Below are 21,484 nucleotides of genomic sequence, written 5' to 3' on the forward strand. Positions count from 1 at the left end.
CACCCTTTCGATAGCGGTCTGATACCGCCGCCCGAGCACCTGGACTACAGGCGGCGACGACAGGCGGCTTCCCCGAAAACCTATCGGTCGCCTCCCGGCCTCGGACATTCGGGCACCGACAGTGGCGCAGGGGACTCACTGTCGAGTCCCTACAGAAAGCCGCCGACGCCCGGCGCAAACGTGTGGTCCGCGACCCCGCGGGCGCGACATGATCGGAGCCGACAGGTGACGACAGCAGGGAGACCTCGGTGCCTCATACCATCGACGAAGCCTTCACGGCGCTTCCGCTACGCGCCCTGGCCGACGCCGCGCTGGCGCGGGCCCGGGCGCTGGGGGCGGAGCACGCGGACTTCCGGTTCGAGCGGGTGCGCAGCGCGTCCTGGCGGCTGCGGGACGGCAAGCCGTCCGGGTCCTCGGACACCACCGACCTCGGGTACGCGGTCCGGGTGGTGCACGGCGGCACGTGGGGGTTCGCGTCCGGGGTGGATCTGAGCATGGACGCGGCGGCCCGGGTGGCGGGCCAGGCGGTGGCGATGGCCAAGCTGTCCGCGCAGGTCATCAAGGCCGCCGGGGCGGACGAGCGTGTGGAGCTGGCCCACGAGCCGGTGCATGCGGAGAGGACGTGGATCTCGTCGTACGAGATCGATCCGTTCACGGTGCCCGACGAGGAGAAGGCGGGGCTGCTGGCCGAGTGGAGCCGGCGGCTGCTGGCGGCGGACGGGGTGGACCACGTCGACGCCTCGCTGCTCACCGTGCACGAGAACAAGTTCTACGCCGACACGGCCGGGACCGTGACCACCCAGCAGCGGGTGCGGCTGCATCCGCAGCTGACCGCGGTGTCGGTGGACGAGTCCAGCGGCGAGTTCGATTCGATGCGCACCCTGGCGCCGCCGGTCGGGCGGGGCTGGGAGTACCTGACCGGCACCGGCTGGGACTGGGACGCCGAGCTGGCCGAGATGCCGGAGCTGCTGGCGCAGAAGATGCGGGCGCCGAGCGTGGAGCCGGGACTGTACGACCTGGTCGTGGACCCGTCCAACCTGTGGCTGACCATCCACGAGTCCATCGGCCACGCCACCGAGCTGGACCGCGCGCTGGGCTACGAGGCCGCGTACGCGGGCACCTCCTTCGCCACCTTCGACCAGCTCGGCAAGTTGCGCTACGGGTCGGAGCTGATGAACGTCACCGGCGACCGCACCGCCGAGCACGGCCTGGCGACGGTCGGGTACGACGACGAGGGCGTCGAGGCGCAGTCCTGGGACCTGGTGAAGGACGGCACGCTCGTCGGCTACCAGCTGGACCGCAGGATCGCGAGGCTGACCGGGTTCGAGCGGTCCAACGGGTGCGCCTTCGCCGACTCCCCCGGGCATGTCCCGGTGCAGCGGATGGCCAATGTGTCGCTGCGGCCGGATCCCGCCGGGATGTCGACCGAGGACCTGATCGGCGGCGTCGAGCGGGGCGTCTACGTCGTCGGGGACCGGTCCTGGTCCATCGACATGCAGCGGTACAACTTCCAGTTCACCGGACAGCGGTTCTTCAAGATCGAGAACGGGCGGATCACCGGGCAGCTCCGGGACGTCGCCTACCAGGCGACCACCACCGACTTCTGGGGTTCGATGGCCGCGGTCGGCGGCCCGCAGACCTATGTCCTGGGCGGCGCCTTCAACTGCGGCAAGGCCCAGCCGGGCCAGGTCGCCGCCGTCTCCCACGGCTGCCCGTCCGCCCTGTTCCGGGGCGTCAACATCCTCAACACGACGCAGGAGGCCGGTCGATGAGCGCCCCCGTGAACAAGCCGCACGAGATCGTCGAGCGGGCCCTGGAGCTGTCCCGGGCCGACGGGTGCGTGGTGATCGCCGACGAGCACTCCACCGCCAATCTGCGCTGGGCGGGCAACGCGCTCACCACCAACGGCGTCACGCGCGGGCGCACCCTCACCGTGATCGCGACCGTCGACGGCAAGGAGGGCACGGCCTCCGGCGTGGTGTCCCGGTCCGCCGTCACCGCGGCCGAGCTGGAGCCGCTGGTCCGGGCCGCGGAGGCCGCCGCGCGCGGTGCCGCGCCCGCCGAGGACGCCCGGCCGCTGGTCACGGACGTGCCCGCCTCCCCCGACTTCACCGACCGGCCCGCCGAGACCTCCTCGGCCGTGTTCGCCGACTTCGCGCCCGCCCTCGGCGAGGCGTTCGCCCGCGCCCGCTCGGGCGGCCGGGAGCTGTACGGCTTCGCCAACCACGAGCTGACCAGCAGCTACCTGGGTACGTCGACGGGCCTGCGGCTGCGTCACGACCAGCCCAACGGGACGCTGGAGCTGAACGCCAAGTCGCCCGACCGCACCCGCTCGGCGTGGGCCGGGCGCTCCACGCGGGACTTCAAGGACGTCGACCCGGCAGCGCTCGACGCGGAGCTGGCGGTACGCCTCGGCTGGGCCGAGCGCCGCGTCGAGCTGCCCGCCGGGCGGTACGAGACGCTGCTGCCGCCGACCGCGGTCGCGGACCTGCTGATCTACCAGATGTGGTCCGCCTCGGGCCGGGACGCCGAGGAGGGCCGCACGGTGTTCTCCCGGCCCGGCGGCGGCACCCGCGTCGGCGAGCGGCTCAGCGAGCTGCCGCTGACCCTGCGCAGCGATCCGAACGAGCCGGGCCTGCAGTCCGCGCCGTTCGTGCTCGCGCACTCCTCCGGCGGCGACTCCTCGGTGTTCGACAACGGGCTGCCGCTGCGGGCCACCGAGTGGATCGGCCAGGGCGAGCTGAAGCACCTGATCACCAGCCGGCACAGCGCGGACCTCACCGGGCTGCCGGTGTCGCCGAGCATCGACAACCTGATCCTGGACGGCGGCGACGACCGCTCGCTGGACGAGATGGTGGCCGCCACCGAGCGCGGGCTGCTGCTGACCTGCCTGTGGTACATCCGCGAGGTCGACCCGGCGACGCTGCTGCTCACCGGGCTGACCCGGGACGGCGTGTACCTGGTGGAGAACGGCGAGGTGACCGGCGAGGTGAACAACTTCCGGTTCAACGAGTCGCCGGTCGGTCTGCTGGGCCGGGCCACGGAGGCCGGGCGCACCGAGAAGACGCTGCCCCGGGAGTGGAGCGACTGGTTCACCAGGGCCGCGATGCCGCCGCTGCGGGTGCCCGATTTCAATATGAGCTCTGTCAGCCGGGGCGTATAACCTCGTAGGCGGCGGTCGCCCGACCGCGCCAGGATCGTCCGAAGACCTGCCGAAGATCATCCAAGGAGATACGAGAACCGTGACGGACATCGTCGACGAGCTGAAGTGGCGTGGGCTGTTCGCCCTGTCCACTGACGAGGACGCTTTGCGCAAGGCGCTCGCGGACGGTCCCGTCACGTTCTATTGCGGCTTCGACCCGACCGCGCCGTCGCTGCACGTCGGGCACCTGGTGCAGGTGCTCACCGTGCGCCGGCTCCAGCAGGCCGGGCACCGGCCGCTGGCGCTGGTCGGCGGCGCCACCGGCCTGATCGGCGACCCGCGCCCGACGGCCGAGCGCACGCTGAACGACCCGGAGACGGTCGCCGGCTGGGTCGGCAAGCTGCGCGCCCAGATCGAGCCGTTCCTGTCCTTCGAGGGCGAGAACGCGGCCGTGATGGTCAACAACCTCGACTGGACCGAGGGCCTGTCGGCGATCGAGTTCCTGCGGGACATCGGCAAGCACTTCCGCGTCAACAAGATGCTGACCAAGGACTCGGTCGCCCGCCGTCTGGAGTCCTCCGAGGGCATCAGCTACACGGAGTTCAGCTACCAGATCCTCCAGGGCATGGACTTCCTCCAGCTCTACCGGCGCTACGGCTGCACGCTCCAGCAGGGCGGCAGCGACCAGTGGGGCAACCTCACGGCCGGCCTGGACCTGATCCACCGGCTGGAGCCGGGCGCCGAGGCGCACGCCCTGGCCACTCCGCTGATGACCAAGGCGGACGGCACCAAGTTCGGCAAGACCGAGGGCGGCGCCGTCTGGCTCGACCCGGAGATGACCACGCCGTACGCGTTCTACCAGTTCTGGCTGAACGTGGACGACCGGGACATCACCCGCTACCTGCGGATCCTGTCCTTCAAGTCCCGAGAGGAGCTGGAGGAGCTGGAGCGGCAGACCGAGGAGCGGCCGCAGGCGCGGGCCGCGCAGCGGGCGCTCGCCGAGGAGCTGACGACGCTGGTGCACGGGGCCGACCAGACGGCCGCGGTGATCGCCGCGTCGAAGGCGCTGTTCGGCCAGGGCGAGTTGACCGCGCTGGACGAGCGGACGCTGGCGGCGGCGCTGTCCGAGGTGCCGCACATCCAGGTCACCGAGCTGGGTCCGGTCGTCGACCTGTTCGCCGAGGTCGGCCTGGTCGCCAGCAAGTCCGCGGCGCGGCGCACGGTGAAGGAGGGCGGCGCGTACGTGAACAACGTGAAGGTCGCCGCGGAGGACGCCGTGCCGGCGAAGGAGGAGCTGCTGCACGGGCGCTGGCTCGTGCTGCGGCGGGGCAAGAAGAACCTGGCGGCGGTCGAGGTCGTCAGCGCGTAGCGCTCCGCCGGGTGCGCCCGGGTTTGCGCCGTCGGGGCGCGGGGTTCTGTTCGGCCGCGGGTTCGTCGTGGCCGGTCGCGCAGTTCCCCGCGCCCCCTTCGGGTGCGCTCATTGTCAGACGCGGTGCCTTCGCTTGCCGAAGGTGGCCATGTAGGCCATGTCGCCGACGGCCACGATGACGATCGCGGCGACGAGCTGGAAGATGTGCCGGCTCCAGTCGATGCCCGAGGTCTCCTCGACGCCGAAGCCTCGCGCTATGGCGTTGCCGGCGATCGCGCCGAGCATGCCGAAGATGGTGACCAGCCAGAGGGGACTGTGCTGTTTGCCCGGGATGATCGCCTTGGCGATCAGGCCCAGCACGAATCCCACGATGATCGCCCACAACCAGCCCATGGTTTCCTCCTCGTCGGCTCGACGTGAGCTGTACGGCCAGTCTCGGCCCGTACCCCGTACGGCGCACGTCGGGCGCGGCCGTACGGTGCACGGGTGACGGCGTTCACGCAGGCCGTGGGGTGCCCCGGTCTCGTGGGCGGCGCAGGCGCGGCGTACCGTTGAGCTGTCCGGGCCCTGGCGTCCCGACCGGTGCGGCGGACGTGGGAACGGGCCGGGAGAGTCCGATGCGGGCGGATGGTGGAATGTGATGCGGAAGCAAGGGGATGGTGGCGGCGCCCAGGTGTTCCGGATCACCGGAGCCCGGCAGAGCCTTCAGGACGACGTGCGCGGGCGGCAGCGCCGGTACGTCATCTCGATGAGCGTCCGGACTCTGTCGGTGATCCTGGCCGCGGTGCTCTGGAACGTGGAACGGCATGTCGCGATCGTGGCCCTGGTGCTCGGCGCGGTGCTGCCCTACATCGCGGTGGTGGTCGCGAACGCCGGCCGGGAGAACGCGCCGTCGCTGCCGTCGACGTTCGTGGCGATGCCGCCGCGGACCATGATCGGACCGTCGTCGGCGGAGGGCACGGCGGAATCCGCGCCGGAGGGCGCCGCGGCTGATCCGGCGGCCGGGCCACGGGCTGAACGCGGGAACTGACCCGGTCGGCGGGCCGCTCCAAGCTCAAGAAAAGCTCAGATCAATAGTGTTGTCCCGGTGCCCGGCAACCGGTTACCCGTGACATACTTCGTACGCGCTCCGCATCCCCCGTCGGAGCGATGGACCGACGCCGGGCAGCTCCCCCCGTGGCTGCTCGGCGTCGCTTTTTCTGTGCGCTGGTGAGACGAAGCAGTGAGTGACGAGACCTCCCCGATCTGTTCCGCCAAGGGCTGCCGGGACGCCGCCGTGTGGGTGCTGGCCTGGAACAACCCGAAGATCCACACGCCGGAGCGGCGCAAGACCTGGCTCGCGTGCGAGGAGCACCGCGAGCATCTGTCGCAGTTCCTCGGGGTACGCGGTTTCCTGAAGGACGTCGTGCTGCTGAAGGAATGGGAGCACGCGGAGGGCTGACGAGGGCCGTGGCCCCGCGGGTCGGCCCCGCCCCGCGGGTCAGCCTCCGATGGCCGACATCGGGCGGTCGGGCTGGACGAACGTCGGGTCGTCGAGGCCCGCGCCCGCCTTCTTGCCCCACATCGCCAGCCGCCAGAGGCGCGCGACCTCTTCGTCGGGGGCGCCGGAGCGCAGGGCGGCCCTGAGGTCGGTCTCCTCGGTGGCGAACAGACAGGTGCGGACCTGGCCGTCGGCGGTGAGGCGGGTGCGGTCGCAGGCCGAGCAGAACGGGCGGGTGACCGAGGCGATGACGCCGACCCGGTGCGGGCCGCCGTCGACCAGCCAGCGTTCGGCCGGGGCGGAGCCACGGGCCTGCTCGCCCTCGGCGGTCAGCTCGAAGCGGGTGCGCAGCGAGGCGAGGATGTCGCCCGCGGTGATCATGCCGTCGCGCTTCCAGCCGTGCTGGGCGTCCAGCGGCATCTGCTCGATGAACCGCAGTTCGTAGTCGTGCTCGACGGCCCAGGCGAGGAGATCGGGAGCCTCGTCGTCGTTGAGGCCGGGCATCAGCACCGAGTTGACCTTGACCGGGGTGAGACCGGCCTCGCGGGCGGCGTGCAGGCCTTCGAGGACGTCCTTGTGGCGGTCGCGGCGGGTGAGGGTCTTGAAGACGTCGGGGCGCAGGGTGTCCAGGGAGACGTTGACCCGGTCCAGGCCGGCGGCCTTGAGGGCGGCGGCGGTGCGCTTGAGGCCGATGCCGTTGGTGGTCAGCGACATCTGGGGGCGCGGGGCCAGGGCGGCGACGCGCTCCACGATGCCGACCAGGCCGGGACGGAGCAGGGGCTCACCGCCGGTGAAGCGGACCTCTCGTATGCCGAGCGAGGTGACCGCGATGTCGATGAGGCGGACGATCTCGTCGTCCGTGAGCAGATCGGGCTTGGCGAGCCACTGCAGGCCTTCCTCGGGCATGCAGTAGGTGCAGCGCAGGTTGCAGCGGTCGGTCAGCGAGACCCGAAGGTCGGTGGCCACCCGGCCGTAGGTGTCGATGAGCACGTGGGCCCCCTCCCTCGTCACGGACCACACATCTTTCGTCACCAGTGAGCCTACGTGACGGCGCCGACAACGACAGGGCCCGATCCCACGAGGTGGGACGGGGCCGCGTGGTAGGTCTCTACGACGCGGCCCCCGGTGGCGGCGGGATCAGTGCGCGCCGGTGCCGGTGAGGGAGCGGACCTCCAGCTCGGCGTACTTGGCCTTGTCGGGCTCCTCCTTCGACAGCAGGGTGCCGATGACGCCCAGCAGGAAGCCGACCGGGATCGAGATGATGCCCGGGTTCTCCAGCGGGAAGAAGTGGAAGTCCACGTCGGGGAACATCGAGGTGGGCTTGCCGGAGACGACCGGCGAGAACAGCACCAGGCCGACCGCGGTGACCAGGCCGCCGTAGATCGACCACAGGGCGCCCTGGGTGGTGAAGCGCTTCCAGAACAGGCTGTAGAGGATGGTCGGCAGGTTGGCGGAGGCGGCGACCGCGAAGGCCAGGGCGACCAGGCCGGCGACGTTCAGGTCGCGGGCGAGGGCGCCGAGCACGATGGAGACCGCGCCGATGCCGACGGTGGCCCAGCGGGCGGCGCTGATCTCCTGCTTCTCGGTGGCCGTGCCCTTCTTGATGACGTTGGCGTAGATGTCGTGGGCGAACGACGAGGACGAGGCCAGGGTGAGGCCGGCGACGACCGCGAGGATGGTGGCGAAGGCGACCGCCGAGATGGTGGCGAGCAGGATCGCGCCCCAGCTGGAGTCGACGCCGCCCAGGTGCAGGGCGAGCAGCGGGGCGGCAGTGTTGCCGGCCTTGTTGGAGCTGGTGATCTCCTCGGGGCTGATCAGCGCGGCGGCGCCGAAGCCGAGGGCGAGGGTCATCAGGTAGAAGGCGCCGATCAGGCCGATCGCCCAGATCACGGACTTGCGGGCGGCCTGGGCGGTGGGGACGGTGTAGAAGCGGATCAGGATGTGCGGCAGGCCGGCGGTGCCGAGCACCAGGGCGATGCCGAGCGAGATGAAGTCGAGCTTGGTGGTGCCGGTGGCGCCGTACTTGAGGCCGGGCTCCAGGAAGGCGGCGCCCTGGCCGCTGTTCTCGGCGGCGGTGCCGAGCAGGTCGGAGATGTTGAAGTCGAACTTCAGCAGGACCAGGAAGGTGAGCAGCAGGGCGCCCGCGATCAGCAGGACGGCCTTGACCATCTGCACCCAGGTGGTGCCCTTCATGCCGCCGATGCTGACGTACACGATCATCAGGATGCCGACCAGGGCGACGATGCCGATCTTGCCGCCGTCGCTGGTGATGCCGAGCAGCAGCGAGACGAGGACGCCCGCACCCGCCATCTGGGCCAGCAGGTAGAAGATCGACACGACGATGGTGGAGGTGCCGGCGGCGGTGCGGACCGGGCGCTGGCGCATCCGGTAGGCGAGCACGTCGCCCATGGTGTAGCGGCCGGAGTTGCGCAGCGGTTCGGCGACGAGCAGCAGGGCGACGAGCCAGGCGACCAGGAAGCCGATGGAGTACAGGAAGCCGTCGTAGCCGAAGAGGGCGATGGCGCCGGCGATGCCGAGGAAGGACGCGGCGGACATGTAGTCGCCGGAGACGGCGAGGCCGTTCTGGAAGCCGGTGAACTGGCGTCCGCCGGCGTAGAAGTCGGCGGCGTCCTTGGTCTGCCGGCCGGCCCAGATGGTGATGACCAGGGTGCCGAGCACGAAGACCGCGAAGAGGCTGATGATCAGCCCGCGGTGCTCGCTCGCCTCACCGGCGGCGAGGGTGATCGCGGCGGTGTTCATTCGGCGGCCTCCATGCGGGACTTGATGGCCTCGGCCTTGGGGTCGAGCTTGGCGGCGGCGTGCCGCGCGTACCACCAGGCGATGAGGAACGTGGTGAGGAACTGGGCGAGGCCGAGGGCGAGGGCCACGTTGATGTTGCCGAACAGCTTGGTGCCCATGAAGTCGCCCGCGTAGTTGGAGAGCAGGACGTACAGCAGGTACCAGATGATGAAGGCGACGGTCAGCGGGAAGGCGAAGGAGCGGTAGGAGCGGCGCAGTTCACCGAACTCCGCACTCTCCTGCACCCTGGTGAACTCCTCGCTGGACGGGAGCCGGTGTTCCGTCTTCGGTGGGGGCGGTGCGTCGGTGGCCACGGAGTCTCCTCGCGGTGCGGATTGCGACATGGGTGATCTGGATCACAGGAACGGGCGGCGATGTTAGTGGCCCCCGGCGTGATCCGACAGGGGGCCCGCTGGTGCCCGGGCCTTCTGTCCAACGTCACGGCGCCGTCCGGGAAGCGGTTCAACGCCGATCGCCGTAAATCTGTGAAGTCATCGCGGTTACGCATTGCTGGCCAGCGAGTTCGGGGGATAGCGTCCCTCTGCACCATCGTCATGCACCTGCCCGAGCGCCACCTGTGTCTCGGGCCGGTTTCGTTTCGGGATGATGTGGAGACCCCATGGCTCATCTGCGCTCCAGACGCCGACTCGCACTCGCCGTGCCCGTCGTGCTGTCGTTGACCGCCTCGCTCGGCTTCCTGCCCGCGACCGCCTCGGCCGCGCCGCGCCTGGACGCCGCCGCGCAGGCGGCGGACGCGCCCGAGCTGGCGTACGTCGTGAACACCAAGGTGGACAAGCACACGATCGCGGCGGTCGAGAAGGCCGTCGCCGCGGCCGGCGGCACCGTCGTGACGACGTACGAGAAGATCGGCGTGATCGTCGTGCACTCGGCGAACGCCGACTTCGCCAAGCAGATACGCACCGTCCGGGGCGTGCAGTCGGCGGGTGCCACGCGCACCGCGCCGCTGGTCGCCCAGGGCACCACGGACCAGGGCGCGGCCGACTACCTGACGGCCGCGGAGGCCGCGAAGGTGGAGGCGGCCTCGGCGGCCACGGCGGGCAGTGAGCCGCTGGAGGCCGACCAGTGGGACCTGCGGGCCATCGGCGCCGACAAGGCCGCGCAGATCAACCCCGGCAGCGAGAAGGTCACCGTCGCCGTCATCGACACCGGCGTCGACGACACCCACCCGGACCTGGCCCCGAACTTCTCCGCCTCGCAGTCCGCCAACTGCGTCGGCGGCGTCGCGGACACCAGCGAGGGCGCCTGGCGGCCGTACACCGCCGGCGACTACCACGGCACCCATGTGGCCGGTGAGATCGCCGCCGCCCGCAACGGCGTCGGTGTCGCCGGTGTGGCGCCCGGCGTGAAGGTGTCCGGCATCAAGGTGAGCGACCCGGACAACGGGCTGTTCTACCCGGAGAGCGTCGTCTGCGCGTTCGTGTTCGCCGCCGACCACGGCGTCGAGATCACGAACAACAGCTACTACGTCGACCCGTGGCTCTACAACTGCATGGACGACCCCGACCAGCGGGCCATCGTCGACGCGGTCAACCGGGCGCAGCTGTACGCGCAGAAGAAGGGCACGCTGCACCTGGCGTCGGCGGGCAACTCCAACCACGACCTGGACTCCGACGCCATCGTCGACGACTCCAGCCCCGACGACTCCACGCCGGTCGAGCGCACCATCGACCCGCACGAGTGCTTCGACGTGCCGACCCAGCTGCCGGGCATCGTCACGGTCAGCGCGACGGGCGTGAACAACCTCAAGTCGTACTACTCCTCGTACGGCAAGGGTGTCGTGGACGTGGCGGCGCCGGGCGGTGACCGGCTCTACCAGATCCCGGACACGCCGTCGAAGAACGGCCGCATCTTGTCCACGATGCCGAACAACCAGTACGGCTTCCTCCAGGGCACCTCGATGGCGTCGCCGCACGCCGCGGGTGTCGCCGCGCTGCTGAAGTCCGAGCACCCGTACGCCACCCCGGCGCAGCTCCAGGCGCTGCTGAAGGCGCAGGCCGACAACCCGGGCTGCCCCGCCTCCTACGACCAGGACGGCGACGGGGACCAGGACGCCGTGTGCGAGGGCGCCAAGCGCGTCAACGGCTTCTACGGCTTCGGCATCGTCAACGCGCTGGACGCGGTGAAGTAGCTCTCCCCGGGGTCTTTCCCGATGCCGGGCCGCGCGGTGTTCCGCGCGGCCCGGCATAGTTCATCCATGAAGAACATCTCCTCCGCGTGGTCCGCGATCGGCGGGGACCCCGACCTGGTCGGCAGGATCTCCGTGACGAACCGGCCGGGCGCGCCGGCGGCCAGGCTGCCGGTGCGCGAGGCGGCCCGGGCCTGCGCGGCCGTGTGCGCGCTGGCCTCCGCCGAGCTGGCGGCGCGGCGGGCCGGGCTCGACCGGGTGCCCGCGGTGCGGGTGGACGACGGGGCGGTCGCCACCGCGTTCACCAGCGAACGCCATCTCCTCGTCGACGGGCGCGCGCCGGTCGGCTTCGCGCCGCTGTCGCGGTTCTGGCGCACGGCGGACGGCTGGGTGCGCACCCACGCCAACTACCCGCACCACGAGCAGCGGTTGCTGTCCGCGCTGGGGGTCGGGGCGGACGGTGTGGCGGCGGCGCTGGCCGGGCGGACCGCCCTGGAGGTGGAGGACGCCGTCCACGCCGCGGGCGGTCTCGCCTTCGCCGTGCGGACGCCCGAGGAGTGGGCCGGGCACCCGCAGGCGGCGGCCGTGGCACGCCTGCCGCTCGTCGAGCACGGTCGCCTCGGCACCGCCCACGCGCGCGTGCTCGCGCCGCTGGAGGGCGCTCCCCTGCTGCCGTGCGCCGGGCTGCGGGTGCTGGACCTGTCCCGGGTCCTGGCCGGGCCGGTGGCCACCCGTACCCTCGCCCTGCTCGGCGCGGACGTGCTGCGCCTGGACCCGCCGGCCCTTCCCGAACTCCTCGACGCGCACACCGACACCGGCTTCGGCAAGCGGTCCGCGCTCCTCGACCTCGCGGCCGACCGGCGTGCCTTCGAGGAACTGCTGGCGGCGGCCGACGTGGTCGTCACCGGCTACCGGCCGGGCGCGCTGGACCGGTTCGGGCTCTCCCCCGAGGCGCTGGCCGAGCGGCGGCCCGGACTCGTGGTGGCCCAGCTGTCGGCGTGGGGGCCGCACGGGCCGTGGGGCGGGCGGCGCGGCTTCGACAGCCTGGTGCAGGCCGCCACGGGCATCGCGGTCGCCGAGGGCGCGCCGGACCGGCCCGGCGCGCTGCCCGCGCAGGTCCTGGACCACGGCTCCGGACACCTGCTCGCGGCGGGCGTCCTGCGCGCGCTCACGGAGCGGTCGTACGACGGGACCGGCCGGGTCGTCCGGGTGGCACTGGCGCGCACGGCGCGGTGGCTGACGGACGAGGTGACGGCCGACGAGGTGACGGCCGACGAGGGCGCGGTGGGCTCCGGACATGACGACGCCGGACACGAAGACGCCGGGTACGACGGCGCCGGTCCCTGGCTCGCCGAGCGGGACAGCGCGCTCGGCCGGCTGCGGTACGCGCTGCCGCCGGTGGCCTTCGAGGGCGGGCCCGGCGACTGGGCTCGCCCGCCCGGGCCGTGGGGGTCCGACCCCGCGCGCTGGGAGTGACCGGCGGGACACTCGCCCGGTCCCGTCCCCCCGTTCGCTCCCCTGATGACGATCTTGAGGTGACCTTGATACGACCCACCGCCGAGGACCACGGCACGGACCGCCCCGCCCGGCGGGCCGGGACCGGCGGGGCCGTCGCCGTACTGCTCCTGGTGGCCCTGGGCGCGCTGATCCCGCTGCTCGGGCCGTCCGCCGCGCTGCGCGGCACCGGCGAGTCCGCGGCGCCCGGCGTCGGCGGCATCGCCCTGCTGCGCACGGTTCTGTTCGCCGCGCTGTGCGTGCCGTTGGGAGAGCTGTTCGTGGGCCGGCTGGCCCGCACCCTGCCCGGCGCCCCGGCCGCCCGGCCACGGAGCTGGGCGGCGTGGGCGGCCGGTGCCGGGTTCCTCGCGGCGCTGGGGCTGGCCTCGGTGGTGGCGACCGGCAACCTGGTGCCGGACGACCCCGGCCAGATCGACGTCGGCGGCCTGTACGCCTCCCGCGACGGCAAGCTGGCCCTGCTGGAGGTCAACGCGTTCGCGCTGGCAGGCCTGTGCGCCCTGTCGGGCCGCCCGGCGAGCCAGGTGTGGCCGCTGAGCGCCGTCGCCGTCGCGGAGGCGCTGCGCGCGCACCCGACGACCGAGTACAGCCCGCTGATCGGCTCGGGTCTGACGCTGATCCATGTGCTGTGCGCGTCGCTGTGGGCGGGCGGACTGCTGTACGCGCTGCGCACCCTGCGGCTGTGGGGCGCGGGGCCCTTCGGCGCGGCCCTGTTGGGCCTCTACGCGCGCGTGGCGGCCGTACTGCTCGCCGCGCTCACCGCGACCGGCGTCGCGAGCACCCTGCGCCGGATGCCGCCGGAGACGGTGCTGGAACAGCTGACGGCGACGGCGTGGGGGCGCACCCTGCTCGCCAAGGTGCTCCTCGTGGTCGCCGTCGCCGCGTTGGCGCTGTGGGCCCGGCTGCGGCTGTCCCGCGCGGCCGACCCGCTGACCGCCGCCTCGCCCGCGCGGGCGGAGGTGGCGGTGCTGGCGGTGGTGGTCGCGGTGTCGGGGCTGCTCACGGCGTTGCCGGTGCCGATCCGCTGGTGAGGGCCTACGCGTTGGTGACGAGGACCTTGAGGGCGGTGCGCTCGTCCATCGCCTTGTAGCCGTCGGGGACGCCCTCCAGGCCGACGGTCATGTCGAACACCGGGGACGGGTCGATGGTGCCGTCCAGGACGTCGGGCAGCAGTTCCGGGATGTAGGCGCGGACCGGGGCGACACCGCCGCGCAGGGCGATGTTGCGGTCGAACATCACACCGAGGTCGAGGCCGGTGCCGCTGCCGTGCGGCACACCGACGAAGCCGATGGCGCCGCCGTCGCGGGTGATGTGCACCGCCGTCCGCATCGACTGCTCGGTGCCGACCGCCTCGACGACCGCGTGCGCGCCCTGCCCGCCGGTCAGTTCGCGGACGGCCTCCACGGCGGCGTCCCCGCGCTCGGCGACGACGTCGGTGGCGCCGAAGCGGCGTGCGATGTCCGTGCGCACCTCGTGCCGGCCGAGGGCGATGATCCGCTCGGCGCCCAGCCTCTTGGCGGCCAGCACCGCGCACAGGCCGACCGCTCCGTCGCCGACGACGGCGACCGTGGCGCCGGGGCGGGCGCCCGCGCCGAGGGCGGCGTGGTGGCCGGTGCCGAGGACGTCGGAGAGGGTGAGGAGGGCGGACAGCAGGTGGTCGTCACCGGCCGCCTCCTTCGGCAGCCGGACGAGGGTGCCGTCGGCGAAGGGGACGCGAACGGCCTCGCCCTGCCCGCCGTCGTAGCCGACGGAGCCCCAGAAACCGCCGTGCTCGCAGGAGGTGGTCAGGCCCTCCCGGCAGTAGGCGCAGACGCCGTCCGACCACATGAAGGGCGCGACGACGAGGTCACCGCGCCGCACGCCGGAGACCTCGGAGCCGGTCTCCTCGACCACGCCGAGGAACTCGTGCCCGATCCGCTGGCCCGGCTGCCGGGCCGCCTCGCCGCGGTAGGCCCACAGGTCGCTGCCGCAGATGCAGGCGCGCAGCACCCGTACGACGGCGTCCGTGGGCAGCTGCACCACGGGCTCGGGCACGTCCTCCACCCGCATGTCGAAGGGGGCGTGGATGGTGGTGGCGCGCATGGCGGGTCCTTCTCGGTGCTTCGGGTGGTTCGGGTTCTGCGGTGCTTCGGGTGCTGCGGTGCTTCGGGTGCTGCGGTGCTTCGAGTTCTGCGGTGCTTCGGTGTTCGGGTGCCTCATGTGCTCCGGACGCTTCAGGGTGTCGTGGAGCGCACCTCACCGTACGTCGCGTCGGCCGCCGGGCGCGCGCCGAGGGCCTTTCTCGTGCCGTCGGCCAGCAGGAACTGCGCGGCGATGTAGGTGAGCATGATCCACAGATCGGGGCGCGGTGGCTGCGGCCAGTCGGCGACGCCGGTGGCGATGAGGGTGTCGGACAGTACGAAGAGCGCGCCGCCGATCCCGGCGGTGCGGCCGAACCGGCTGCCCGCCCGGTAGGCCATGGCCGTGAGCAGGAGGCTGTAGCCGGCCACGGGGACGCGCAGGTCGGCGGGCAGGTCGGGCCAGAGCTGGGCGACGGTTGCGGCCAGGACGACGGTGTATCCGACGAGCAGGAAGCTGTGGTGGGCGTTCGCACGGCCGTACCGGGTGAAGAGGAACAGGTAGCAGACGTGGCCCGCCGCGAAGGAGGCCATGCCGGCGAGGAAGGCGGGCTCCGCGTCGAAGAGCAGCAGGAGGTCTCCTCCCCAGCCGCACAACAGCGCGGCGACCAGGAGGCGCGGTGCGCCGGACAGCGCGGCGTGCGCGGCCAGCAGGGGCATCAGGAGCGGCTTGGCGGCCACGTGCCCGGCGTCGAGCCCGGCCGCCAGGGAGGCCAGGTCGACGAGGGCGGCGAGGCCGAAGGCCCACAGGAGGCCGCGGCGGAGTGTCATGCGGCGGCGGTCTCCTCGGCGGTCTCGGTCCTGGGTCCGGCCGGGGGCGGGGCGGGCTGCCAGCCGGGGCCCCGGAACACCCGCCCCGCGCGCTCGCGCCAACCGGTCGCGGCCTTCAGGTCCTTGGCGATGGCCACGTACTCGTGGGTGGCGACCTTGAGCGGGTTGTAGGTGGCGATGTTCTTCGTCAGCCCGTAGACGGGCCGTTCGGTCTCGGCGGTGAAGGAGCCGAAGAGCCGGTCCCAGACGATGAGGATGCCGCCGAAGTTGCGGTCCAGGTAGCCGCCCTGGGAGGCGTGGTGCACCCGGTGGTGGGAGGGCGTGTTGAAGACGAACTCGAACCACCGGGGCATCTTGTCGATCCGCTCGGTGTGGATCCAGAACTGGTACACGAGGTTCGCGGACGAGCAGAACGCGAGCGCGGCCGGGTGCACGCCGAGGGCGATCAGGGGCACGTAGAACGGCCAGACGGTGAGCGAGGTCCAGGGCTGGCGCAGCGCGGTGGTGAGGTTGAACTTCCGGCTGGAGTGGTGGACCACGTGGCAGGCCCAGAGGATGCGGACGACGTGGTGGCCGCGGTGGGACCAGTAGTAGAAGAAGTCCTGCGCGAACAGCATCAGGATCACGGTCCACCACAGCACGGGCACGCGCAGCGGGGTGAGTTCGTAGAGGGCCGTGTAGAGGGCGACGATCGGGATTTTCCACAGGAAGTCGAAGACCAGACTGCCGAGCCCCATGGTCACGCTGGTCGCGGCGTCCTTCGCCTCGTAACCGGCCTGATCCTCGTCGGGATGGAGCCGGACACTGATGATTTCCAGGACCGTGAGCAGAATGAAGGCGGGTATCGACCAGACCACGACATCGGGGAGGTTCGGCATTCCTGCACCGTAGAACCGCCGTTCGAGCCGGTCCAGAGGTTGTTACCGATAAGTATTACCGGCGGTAAGCGCTTGTTTGTTGGCGATCTCCGCCAATGGCCCACGCGCGCGTGGAGCAACGACAGCGATTACGGCGCCGATCGGGGGCCGCCGCGCCTCCGTCCTGCACCCCGTCACATCGAAGCCCCCAGCAGGCAGGGCGTGCAGGGTGTCGGTCCGTCCGGCCTGTCCAGAAGATGACATTCCGGACTTCGCCCGCCCCGTACCGGCTCACGCGCACTCATGTGCACCCATGCGCACGCAAATCCGAGCCCCGAACAGGCGGACGTACCGGGCGACCTGAGGGACGGCGCTGTCAGTCGCGGCCCGTATCCTCAGGAACCATGCTCGAAGACCGCATGCCCGCAGTGTCCGCCGCCACGACGTGGCCGGCCGCCTATCCGAACGGATACGCGGTCGTTGACGTGGAGACCACCGGCCTGGCCCGGGACGACCGGATAATCTCCGCGGCCGTCTACCGGCTGGACGCGCGCGGCGAGGTCCAGGACCACTGGTACACGACGGTCAATCCCGAGCGCGATCCGGGTCCGGTGTGGATCCACGGCCTGACGAGCGAGGCACTGGAGGGCGCGCCCCTCTTCGCGGACATCGCCGAGGAGTTCGCGACCCGGCTGGAGGGCCGGGTGCTCGTCGCGCACAACGCGGTCTTCGACTGGCAGATGATCGCCCGGGAGTACGCGCGCGCCCAGCGGGAGGCCCCGGTGCGGCAGCGGCTGTGCACCATCGCCCTGTCCAAGGCGCTCGCCCTGCCGCTGCCCAACCACAAGCTGGAGTCCCTGGCCGCGCACTTCGGCGTCGTCCAGCAGCGGGCGCACCACGCGCTGGACGACGCGCGCGTGCTGGCGGAGGCGTTCCGGCCGAGTCTGCACGCCGCGGCACACGGGGGCCTGCGGCTGCCGCTGCACGAGTGCCGGCCGCTGACCGAGTGGGCGGACCGGCCCGCACCCCTCATCGGCCGGCAGGCGAGCGGCTCGGGCGGCTACGGCGGTGGCAGCGGTGGCGGTGGCTACGGCGGTTACCGGGCCACCAGTTGGCGGCCCTCCCGGAAACGACCCGCATGCCCCTATCCCAACCCAGGCCGGTACGAAGAGGGCAAAAGACTCAAGCAGGGCATGCGGGTGGCGTTCTCCGGCGACACCTCGGTGGAGCGGGAACTGCTGGAGGACCGGGCGACCGAGGCCGGACTGCATGTGGCGACCAGCCTCTCCCGGCTGACCAGCCTCCTCGTCACCAACGACCCGGACTCGGGCACGTCCAAGGTGGTCAAGGCGCGCCAGTTCGGCACACCCGTGATCGACGAGGCGGCCTTCGGCCAACTGCTGCGGGACGTCGAACCGGCATCGGAGCAGTGACCGTACGGACGGGTGATTGCCGCGCGACTCGCCCGTCGCCCGCTCGCCCGCGCGGCGGCGACGGCTCACCCTGTGGCGCATGGCGACTTGCGAAGTTTGCGGCAACAACTACGGAATGACCTTCGAAGTGCACGCGCAGGGTTCGGTGCACGTGTTCGACTGCTTCTCCTGCGCGATCCACCGCATGGCTCCCATCTGCGAGCACTGCCGGGTGCAGATCATCGGCCAGGGCGTCGAGGTCGAGGGCCACTGGTACTGCGGCGCCCACTGCGCCCGCTCGGAGGGGAAGGTGGGCATCGTCGACCGCGTCTGAGGCGTCCGCCCGGACCCCGCTCCCGGCACCCCTGCTCTCAGCACCCCACGGCCTGCGAGGTACGGTCGTGGGGTGTACCGCTTCCTGTTGTCCCGGCAGTGGGTGATCCTCACGCTGGTCGCCTTCCTCCTCATCCCCACGATGATCAGGCTGGGCATCTGGCAGATGCACCGCTACGAGGAGCGCACCGCCCGCAACCAGCTGGTCTCGGACGCGCTCGCCGCCGATCCGGTGCCCGTGGAGAAGCTGACCGCCCCCGGTCACGCCGTCACCAGCCGCGAGCGGTACCGCACGGTGACCGCCGAGGGCCGCTTCGACACCGACCGCGAGGTCGTCGTCCGCCGCCGCACCAGCTCCGACGACGAGGTCGGCTTCCACGTCCTGACCCCGTTCGTCCTCACGGACGGCAGGGTGCTGCTGGTCAACCGGGGCTGGATCCCCTCGGCCGGCCTGGGCTCGACCGCCTTCCCGAAGATCCCCGCGCCGCCGAGCGGCGAGATCACCGTCAGCGGACGGCTGATGCCCGACGAGACGACCGAGGCGAGCGGGATCAAGGACCTCGACGGCCTGCCCGACCGCCAGATCATGCTGATCAACAGCGAGCGGGAGGCCCGGCGCCTCGACGCCCGCGTGCTCGGCGGCTACATCGTGCAGACGGCGCCCGAGCCCAAGGGCGGCCGCCCGGAGCAGCTCGGCGAGCCCGGCGACGAGGACGCCGCGCTGAACTACGCCTACGCCGTCCAGTGGTGGCTGTTCTCCGCCGCGGTCCCCGTCGGCTGGGTGATCCTGGCCCGCCGCGAGGCCCGTGAGCGGGCGGCGCGGCGGGAGCGGGACGAGGAGACCACGGAGCCCGAACCCGCTCCGGTGTAGGACTCCTCACCCGCCCGGCTCCGCCCCGGATTGCCCCCTCGGTTCGCCGGGAACCCGCACCCCGTGTATCCGCGTATCGAGGACTACGCCCTCATCGGCGACGAACAGACCGCCGCGCTCGTCGGCAGGGACGGCTCGGTCGACTGGCTCTGTCTGCCCCGGTTCGACTCGGCGGCCTGCTTCGCCAAGCTGCTGGGTGACGACGAGAACGGTCACTGGCGGCTGGCCCCGAAGGGCGCCGAAGGCCCCTGCACCCGCCGGGCCTACCGTCCCGGCACCCTGGTGCTGGACACCGAGTGGGAGACCCCGGACGGGGCGGTCCGGGTCACCGACCTGATGCCGCAGCGCGACCGCGCCCCCGATCTGGTACGCGTGGTGGAGGGCTTGCGGGGCAGCGTGACCATGCACGGCATACTCCGGCTGCGCTTCGACTACGGCTCGATCGTGCCGTGGGTGCGGCGGTCCGGCGGCCACCGGGTGGCCGTCGCGGGACCGGACTCGGCGTGGCTGCGCAGCGAGCCGGAGGTGGACACCTGGGGCGAGGACTTCTGCACGCACTCGGAGTTCACGGTGCGCGAGGGCGAGCGGGTGGCGTTCGTGCTCACCTGGCACCCCTCGCACGAGCGGCGCCCGCCGCTGGTCGACCCGTACAAGGCCCTGGAGACGAGCGTCGCCGACTGGCAGGCGTGGTCGGCCCGCTGCCGCTACGACGGCCCGTACCGCGACGAGGTGGTCCGCTCCCTGATCACCCTGAAGGCGCTCACCTACAAGCCGACCGGCGGTATCGTCGCCGCCCCCACCACCTCCCTGCCCGAGGAGGTCGGCGGCGTGCGCAACTGGGACTACCGCTACTGCTGGCTGCGCGACTCCACCCTCACCCTGGGCGCGCTGCTCGCGGGCGGCTACCGGGAGGAGGCCGAGGCGTGGCGCGACTGGCTGCTGCGCGCGGTCGCGGGCGACCCCTCGGACCTCCAGATCATGTACGGCCTGGCGGGCGAGCGACGGCTGCCCGAGGCCGAGCTGGCATGGCTGCCGGGGTTCGCCGACTCCCGGCCGGTACGGATCGGCAACGCGGCCGTCAAGCAGGTCCAGCTGGACGTGTACGGCGAGGTCATGGACACGTTGTCGCTGGCCCGGAGTGCGGGCATGCCCCTGAAGACCGAGGGGTGGGCGATGCAGCGGGCCCTGATGGACTTCCTGTGCCGGGCCTGGCGGCAGCCGGACGAAGGGCTGTGGGAGGTGCGCGGCGGCCGCCGGCACTTCGTGCACTCGAAGGTGATGGTGTGGGTGGCCGCCGACCGCGCGGTGAAGGCGCTGGAGCGGTATCCGGCGCTGGAGGGCGATCTGGAGGGCTGGCGGGCGACGCGTGACGCCGTGCACCGCGAGGTGTGCGAACAGGGCTTCGACACCGAGCGGAACACCTTCACCCAGTACTACGGCTCACGGGAACTGGACGCCGCGCTGCTGCTGATCCCGCGCGTCGGCTTCCTGCCGCCGGACGACCCGCGGGTGCTCGGCACCATCGAGGCGGTCCGCGCGGAGCTGGAGCACGACGGCCTGCTGCGCCGCTACACCGCCGAACGGACCACGGTCGACGGGCTGCCCGGCGACGAGGGTCACTTCCTCGTGTGCTCCTTCTGGCTGGCCGACGCACTGCACATGACGGGCCGTACGGACGAGGCGCGCGCGCTGTTCGAGCGGCTGGTGGGGCTCGCCAACGACGTGGGGCTGCTGGCCGAGGAGTACGACCTGGCGACCGGCCGCCAGGTCGGGAACTTCCCGCAGGCGTTCAGCCATATCGGGCTGGTCAACACCGCCCTCGCCCTGTTCGGCGACGAGCGGGCAGGATAGGGGGCATGGATCTTGGACTGAAGGACCGGGTGTACGTCGTCACCGGGGCCACGCGCGGCCTCGGCAACGCCTCCGCGCGCGAGCTGCTCGCCGACGGGGCGAGAGTGGTCATCACCGGGCGGGACGAGAAGACCGTCGCCGACGCGGCGGCCGCGCTGGGACCGGACGTGGTGGGGGTCGCGGTGGACAACGCCGACCCCGAGGCGCCGGCCCGCCTGATCGCCACCGCACGGGAGCGGTTCGGGCGGTTCGACGGCATCCTCATCAGCGTCGGAGGCCCGGCGGCCGGGTTCGTGGCCGACAACTCCGACGAGCAGTGGCAGTCGGCGTTCGAGTCGGTGTTCCTGGGCGCGGTGCGCCTCGCCCGCGCGGCCTCGGCCGAGCTGGAGGAGGGCGGCGTCATCGGGTTCGTGCTGTCCGGTTCGGTGTACGAGCCGATCCCCGGGCTGACCATCTCCAACGGCCTGCGGCCGGGCCTGGCGGGCTTCGCCAAGTCGCTGGCGGACGAGCTGGGCTCGCGGGGCATCCGGGTCGTCGGGGTGCTGCCCGGCCGGATCGACACCGACCGGGTGCGCGAGCTGGACGCGCTCTCCGCCGACCCGGAGGCCACCCGCGCGGCGGCCGAGTCCCGCATCCCCTTGCGCCGGTACGGCACACCGCAGGAGTTCGGCCGCACGGCGGCGTTCCTGCTGTCCCCGGCCGCGTCCTATGTGACGGGCGTGATGGTGCCGGTGGACGGCGGGGCCAGGCACGGGTTCTGAGCGGCACGGGGTGCCGGAGGGGCTGGGTGCGGGTTCTGAGCGGCGCGGGGTGCCGGCGGGGCC

General features: G+C 72.1%; 20 protein-coding genes. 13 read left to right on the top strand and 7 right to left on the bottom strand.

What is annotated here, in order from left to right:
* Nucleotides 1-248 precede the first annotated feature (248 nt).
* The 3 genes from ABT232_RS28415 to tyrS all read left to right on the top strand — a co-directional run bounded on the left by ABT232_RS28415 (nucleotide 249) and on the right by tyrS (nucleotide 4,511).
* The gene (locus ABT232_RS28415; protein ID WP_351844961.1) at nucleotides 249-1,772 is read left to right on the top strand and encodes a TldD/PmbA family protein; all 1,524 of its coding nucleotides are present in this window, start codon (nucleotides 249-251) and stop codon (nucleotides 1,770-1,772) included.
* Nucleotides 1,769-3,163: a metallopeptidase TldD-related protein gene (locus ABT232_RS28420; protein ID WP_351844963.1), complete on the top strand. Its 1,395-nt coding sequence runs from the start codon at nucleotides 1,769-1,771 to the stop codon at nucleotides 3,161-3,163. The genes ABT232_RS28415 and ABT232_RS28420 overlap by 4 nt, the downstream gene beginning before the upstream one ends.
* Nucleotides 3,164-3,242: 79 nt before the next feature.
* Nucleotides 3,243-4,511, top strand: a complete 1,269-nt coding sequence (gene tyrS / locus ABT232_RS28425) for a tyrosine--tRNA ligase (RefSeq protein WP_351844965.1) — start codon at nucleotides 3,243-3,245, stop codon at nucleotides 4,509-4,511.
* A 114-nt stretch (nucleotides 4,512-4,625) separates the two neighbouring features.
* Here the strand turns inward: tyrS and ABT232_RS28430 are convergent, their stop codons facing one another.
* Nucleotides 4,626-4,904 carry a GlsB/YeaQ/YmgE family stress response membrane protein gene (locus ABT232_RS28430; protein ID WP_351844967.1) on the bottom strand — a complete coding sequence of 93 codons (279 nt, stop codon included), beginning with the start codon at nucleotides 4,902-4,904 and terminating at the stop codon, nucleotides 4,626-4,628.
* 247 nt (nucleotides 4,905-5,151) lie between these two features.
* On the opposite strand from ABT232_RS28430, the gene ABT232_RS28435 reads away from it, so the two are divergent.
* Complete coding sequence (locus tag ABT232_RS28435; protein ID WP_351844969.1) at nucleotides 5,152-5,541, top strand: DUF3099 domain-containing protein; 390 nt, start codon at nucleotides 5,152-5,154, stop codon at nucleotides 5,539-5,541.
* 192 nt (nucleotides 5,542-5,733) lie between these two features.
* The gene (locus tag ABT232_RS28440) at nucleotides 5,734-5,952 is read left to right on the top strand and encodes a hypothetical protein (protein WP_351844971.1); all 219 of its coding nucleotides are present in this window, start codon (nucleotides 5,734-5,736) and stop codon (nucleotides 5,950-5,952) included.
* Between the two features lie 39 nt (nucleotides 5,953-5,991).
* Here ABT232_RS28440 and moaA read toward each other — a convergent pair whose 3' ends face one another.
* From moaA to ABT232_RS28455, 3 genes are all read right to left on the bottom strand, one after another.
* Entirely contained in the window at nucleotides 5,992-6,981 is a 990-nt protein-coding gene (gene moaA / locus ABT232_RS28445) for a GTP 3',8-cyclase MoaA (protein ID WP_351845065.1), read from the bottom strand.
* 147 nt (nucleotides 6,982-7,128) lie between these two features.
* Nucleotides 7,129-8,751, bottom strand: a complete 1,623-nt coding sequence (locus ABT232_RS28450; protein WP_351844973.1) for a monocarboxylic acid transporter — start codon at nucleotides 8,749-8,751, stop codon at nucleotides 7,129-7,131.
* Nucleotides 8,748-9,104 (bottom strand): DUF485 domain-containing protein, encoded by a 357-nt coding sequence (locus ABT232_RS28455; protein ID WP_351844975.1) that lies wholly within the window; start codon nucleotides 9,102-9,104, stop codon nucleotides 8,748-8,750. The genes ABT232_RS28450 and ABT232_RS28455 overlap by 4 nt, the downstream gene beginning before the upstream one ends.
* A gap of 305 nt (nucleotides 9,105-9,409) precedes the next feature.
* On the opposite strand from ABT232_RS28455, the gene ABT232_RS28460 reads away from it, so the two are divergent.
* The 3 genes from ABT232_RS28460 (at nucleotide 9,410) to ABT232_RS28470 (ending at nucleotide 13,479) form a co-directional block, all read left to right on the top strand.
* Complete coding sequence (locus tag ABT232_RS28460) at nucleotides 9,410-10,939, top strand: S8 family peptidase (protein WP_351844977.1); 1,530 nt, start codon at nucleotides 9,410-9,412, stop codon at nucleotides 10,937-10,939.
* 66 nt (nucleotides 10,940-11,005) lie between these two features.
* Nucleotides 11,006-12,412, top strand: coding sequence for a CoA transferase (locus ABT232_RS28465; RefSeq protein WP_351844979.1), 1,407 nt, complete (start codon nucleotides 11,006-11,008; stop codon nucleotides 12,410-12,412).
* Nucleotides 12,413-12,471: 59 nt separating this feature from the next.
* Complete coding sequence (locus tag ABT232_RS28470; RefSeq protein ID WP_351844981.1) at nucleotides 12,472-13,479, top strand: CopD family protein; 1,008 nt, start codon at nucleotides 12,472-12,474, stop codon at nucleotides 13,477-13,479.
* Nucleotides 13,480-13,483: 4 nt separating this feature from the next.
* Here the strand turns inward: ABT232_RS28470 and ABT232_RS28475 are convergent, their stop codons facing one another.
* The 3 genes from ABT232_RS28475 to ABT232_RS28485 form a co-directional block, all read right to left on the bottom strand.
* Entirely contained in the window at nucleotides 13,484-14,530 is a 1,047-nt protein-coding gene (locus tag ABT232_RS28475; protein ID WP_351844983.1) for a zinc-dependent alcohol dehydrogenase family protein, read from the bottom strand.
* A 131-nt stretch (nucleotides 14,531-14,661) separates the two neighbouring features.
* Nucleotides 14,662-15,336 carry a lysoplasmalogenase gene (locus ABT232_RS28480; protein ID WP_351844985.1) on the bottom strand — a complete coding sequence of 225 codons (675 nt, stop codon included), beginning with the start codon at nucleotides 15,334-15,336 and terminating at the stop codon, nucleotides 14,662-14,664.
* The gene (locus ABT232_RS28485) at nucleotides 15,333-16,214 is read right to left on the bottom strand and encodes a sterol desaturase family protein (protein WP_351844987.1); all 882 of its coding nucleotides are present in this window, start codon (nucleotides 16,212-16,214) and stop codon (nucleotides 15,333-15,335) included. Before ABT232_RS28485 ends, ABT232_RS28480 begins: the two co-directional genes overlap by 4 nt.
* Nucleotides 16,215-16,597: 383 nt before the next feature.
* Here ABT232_RS28485 and ABT232_RS28490 point away from each other — a divergent pair, with 383 nt between their 5' ends.
* From ABT232_RS28490 to ABT232_RS28510, 5 genes are all read left to right on the top strand, one after another.
* A complete protein-coding gene (locus ABT232_RS28490) occupies nucleotides 16,598-17,626 on the top strand; it encodes a DEDDh family exonuclease (RefSeq protein ID WP_351844989.1) in 1,029 nt (342 codons plus the stop codon).
* A 79-nt stretch (nucleotides 17,627-17,705) separates the two neighbouring features.
* The gene (locus tag ABT232_RS28495; protein ID WP_351844991.1) at nucleotides 17,706-17,939 is read left to right on the top strand and encodes a metallothionein; all 234 of its coding nucleotides are present in this window, start codon (nucleotides 17,706-17,708) and stop codon (nucleotides 17,937-17,939) included.
* Nucleotides 17,940-18,011: 72 nt separating this feature from the next.
* Entirely contained in the window at nucleotides 18,012-18,809 is a 798-nt protein-coding gene (locus tag ABT232_RS28500) for an SURF1 family cytochrome oxidase biogenesis protein (RefSeq protein WP_351844993.1), read from the top strand.
* A gap of 63 nt (nucleotides 18,810-18,872) precedes the next feature.
* Nucleotides 18,873-20,660, top strand: a complete 1,788-nt coding sequence (locus ABT232_RS28505; RefSeq protein WP_351844995.1) for a glycoside hydrolase family 15 protein — start codon at nucleotides 18,873-18,875, stop codon at nucleotides 20,658-20,660.
* A 5-nt stretch (nucleotides 20,661-20,665) separates the two neighbouring features.
* Complete coding sequence (locus ABT232_RS28510; RefSeq protein ID WP_351844997.1) at nucleotides 20,666-21,421, top strand: SDR family oxidoreductase; 756 nt, start codon at nucleotides 20,666-20,668, stop codon at nucleotides 21,419-21,421.
* Nucleotides 21,422-21,484 lie beyond the last annotated feature (63 nt).

It is taken from the genome of Streptomyces sp. NPDC001532 (assembly GCF_040298625.1).
In the GTDB taxonomy this organism is placed as follows: domain Bacteria; phylum Actinomycetota; class Actinomycetes; order Streptomycetales; family Streptomycetaceae; genus Streptomyces.